Here is a 3,231-nt window from a genome sequence, read left to right on the forward strand (position 1 = left end):
CGATTTAAAATACCCCTATTTTTATATACCTAATACCTATATAAGGTATCAGGACCCTTCTTATCAACGTTTTTCTACATTATGTAAATTTCCCCTTGCCTATACAATCGAAATATGGTGTAATGCAAAAAAAGATAAAGGATTTTAAACAATGGCTGAAACGATTCAAAATTTCTTAACAGAATACTATTCAATCGCAATTCCACTTAGTATCTTAATTAACATCATCATTAGTCTTTTAGGTGTTATTCCTAGCATCTTTTTAACCGCCATTAATATACAGCTCTTCGGTGTAACAAATGGCACAATCATTTCGATCACAGGTGAGGCCTTAGGGGCTATTATCTCGTTTTATATTTACCGCCTGGGCCTTCAAAAGTTCACTCACGATAAAGTAAATAAGTACCCAAAGGTAGAGCGTCTTCTTTATGTAGAAGGTAGAGAGGCCTTTCTACTCGTTCTATCGTTTCGATTGATACCTTTCATCCCATCAAGTATCGTGACTTTATTTGCAGCTCTAGGGAAAATGTCATTACTCTCCTTCAGTATTGCCAGTACAATAGGTAAAATACCGGCCTTATTGATTGAAGTATATTCGGCATACCAAGTCATGAACGGAACAAATGAAGCGAAGTGGGTTGTAACAATCGCAGGCGTTATTGGATTGTTTTATTTGTGGAAAAAATGGAGAAAAAAATAAAGAAGGAGCCTATGCTCCTTCTTTATTTTTGAGGTATTTTATTACTAGCTCTTCCTTAAAGCCTTAGTTTACACCAACAGCACTAAATGATTGCTTAACTGCTGCTACTTCAGCAGAATTTGCACCATATAAGTCTGCAGCAGCTTGTACTGCACCAGCACGAGCTTGGCTAAATGTAGTAGATTGCGTGAAATACTGTGTATTTGCACGGTAGTAAATCGCACCTAATTTATCTTTACCGATACCAGTTACAGTTACACCATAATGCGTACCACCATTTGCTAATAAATAAGCTTGTTTATTAATAATGCCACTGTTTGTATGAACACCACCGTTATCACTTGAACCAGTGTAACGCTTAGAATAATGGTCTGGATCACCATACTTCGTAGGATCACTCATAGAGCGAAGTGCGTCTCCTGCTTTACCAGGTGTGTAAATATCTTCACCAATCTCCCAATCCGGGTTACGGTTATCATAGAATTCTACTAAAGTACCAAAGATATCAGAAATCGCTTCATTTAAAGCCCCAGATTCATTTTGATAAATTAGATTTGAACTATTTTCCGTAACAGCATGCGTTAACTCGTGACCAATTACATCAATTCCACCAGATAATGAAGTAAACGTTACACCATCACCATCTCCGTATACCATCTGTGATCCGTTCCAGAATGCATTGTTATAATTACTTCCGTAATGAACTGTCGATTTTAACGGTGCTCCTGCATCATTAATAGAATTTCTATTAAACGTAGCTTTATAGTAATCATATGTTTTACCTGCATAGTAATGAGCATCTACTGCTGCTGCATCATACGCTGCATTGAAAACATTATCTGCATCTGCCCATAATGTTCCTGGTAATGTTGAACGGTTTTTCGCATCATATGTGAAAATCGTTGCCCCGCGTGTATTATCTTGTAAGTAGTAAGATGATCCAGATAACGTTGTATTAAGCGACTTCGTATCTCCTAATACACCTTTACCAGTTCCTACTTTATTCGTTCCTGTTACAGGCTTTACAACAGCTTTCGCATCCTGTTTAGGAGCCTCTTGCTTAACTGGTGACTTATCATCATTCGTCACATGATCAATTGTATTAAACTTATTTAATACTTTACCGCTGTCTGCCTCAATGAAATAGTAGTAGTTTCCTGGGCTTGGATCTAAGAAGTTTAGATTTACAACATATGCATATGTTGTTTCCTCACCGTTTTGATATACATATAAGTCCGCTTTTGGTTCTACTTCATATTTCGGTGTTACCCCTAAATCTTGCTGCGCGATTTCAATTGCTTTTGCGCCTTCAATCTTATTTTTATTTTTCAACTTTTCCTTTTTGTCTAAATCAGGTGCAACTGTTCCAGACAATACTTTTAAAGAACCGTCTTTACTTACGTGAGCTACTTGAGTAGAACCCCATACAGGCACTCCTTCGTAAACTTGTTGCATACGTACTACTGTTGAATCAGTTACAGCATCTTTCTTCACTTGTTTCACTTTGAAAGAATCTTGTGCACTCTTTTCCCCTAGCTTGTAATCACCTTTTGCTGCGTTTAAGTAATCAAACACAACAGATTCTGCTTTCTTGCCAGTTGCTTCAGTTAGATCACCAGAAATAAACTCAGGTGACTGCACCGTCTCATTGTACTTCTTCGTAGAGAGCACATTTTTAGAATCCGCAAATGCAGAGCCTGTCCCTCCAAACGTTGTAACTGCCATTCCTGTCGCTAACACTAACGCTAAACTTTTCTTTTTCATGAACCTTCCCCCTAATAAAAATTTTTTTTGAAAAAGAGTAGTTTCATATTAGCATTATGTTTCCACTATTAATATACTAAAAATTCAAATAATTTTTTTCTCAAGTTTTGTAGAATTTTGAGGAACAAATATTGAAAAACCCCTTTCCTGTTGGAAAGGGGTTTCTGTTAAGAATTTATTAATTCTACTACTTTTTCTCCTTGACCATAAATATCCGATGTCCAAGCATATTGCGGTTCCAATACCACTAATACAGCTACCAAAGCCAAAGCACCAATAATTATTTTTTTCATATTATTTTCCTCCCTTTTCTTCTAATAAATTAATTGCTAATTTATAGTAGTTATTACTTTCCTTAAATTCTAGTAATTCCTCGTGATATCCTGCTAGTTCTAAATACACCATTTTTAATTCCTTTTTATTTTCTTCGCCTCTAAAAAATGGGATTGCCTCAACTTCTAAAAATCTTTTATAAACATCTTTCGTTTCAAAGTATTTATTCTTAAGCATTGAAAGTATATATAGCATACTTTTATACTTTTCATCCCTCTTGGCAACATCTATCCCTTTATTAATCCAATCTTTCGCTTCTTCAAATTCTTTTAATTCAATACACTGCAAAGCGATCTCATACACTGCATCAATATAATTTAAATCCTCTTCCTTTTTGTACTTTAGGCATTGTAAATAATAATCTTTTGCTTTTGCATAATCTTTTAAGTTATAGTACAAAAAGCCTAAATTATTTAAAGCAATAGCTGTTATAC

Annotated in this window: 4 protein-coding genes; 1 reads left to right on the forward strand and 3 read right to left on the reverse strand. The window is 35.3% G+C overall.

Translation table 11 applies throughout. From position 1 onward, the window contains the following. The first annotated feature begins 151 nt into the window (after positions 1-151). Complete coding sequence (locus ACQGSG_RS27820) at positions 152-700, forward strand: TVP38/TMEM64 family protein (protein ID WP_044584122.1); 549 nt, start codon at positions 152-154, stop codon at positions 698-700. A gap of 63 nt (positions 701-763) precedes the next feature. Here the strand turns inward: ACQGSG_RS27820 and ACQGSG_RS27825 are convergent, their stop codons facing one another. From ACQGSG_RS27825 to ACQGSG_RS27835, 3 genes are all read right to left on the reverse strand, one after another. Beyond that, complete coding sequence (locus tag ACQGSG_RS27825) at positions 764-2,464, reverse strand: M4 family metallopeptidase (protein ID WP_000730369.1); 1,701 nt, start codon at positions 2,462-2,464, stop codon at positions 764-766. 167 nt (positions 2,465-2,631) lie between these two features. Then, positions 2,632-2,757 (reverse strand): NprX family peptide pheromone, encoded by a 126-nt coding sequence (locus ACQGSG_RS27830; protein WP_000720172.1) that lies wholly within the window; start codon positions 2,755-2,757, stop codon positions 2,632-2,634. Between the two features lies 1 nt (position 2,758). Next, a partial coding sequence (locus tag ACQGSG_RS27835) for a tetratricopeptide repeat protein (RefSeq protein ID WP_426948556.1) occupies positions 2,759-3,231 on the reverse strand: 473 nt, incomplete at its 5' end.

The organism is Bacillus sp. GMa5/1 (assembly GCF_050172015.1).
Lineage (GTDB): Bacteria > Bacillota > Bacilli > Bacillales > Bacillaceae_G > Bacillus_A > Bacillus_A cereus.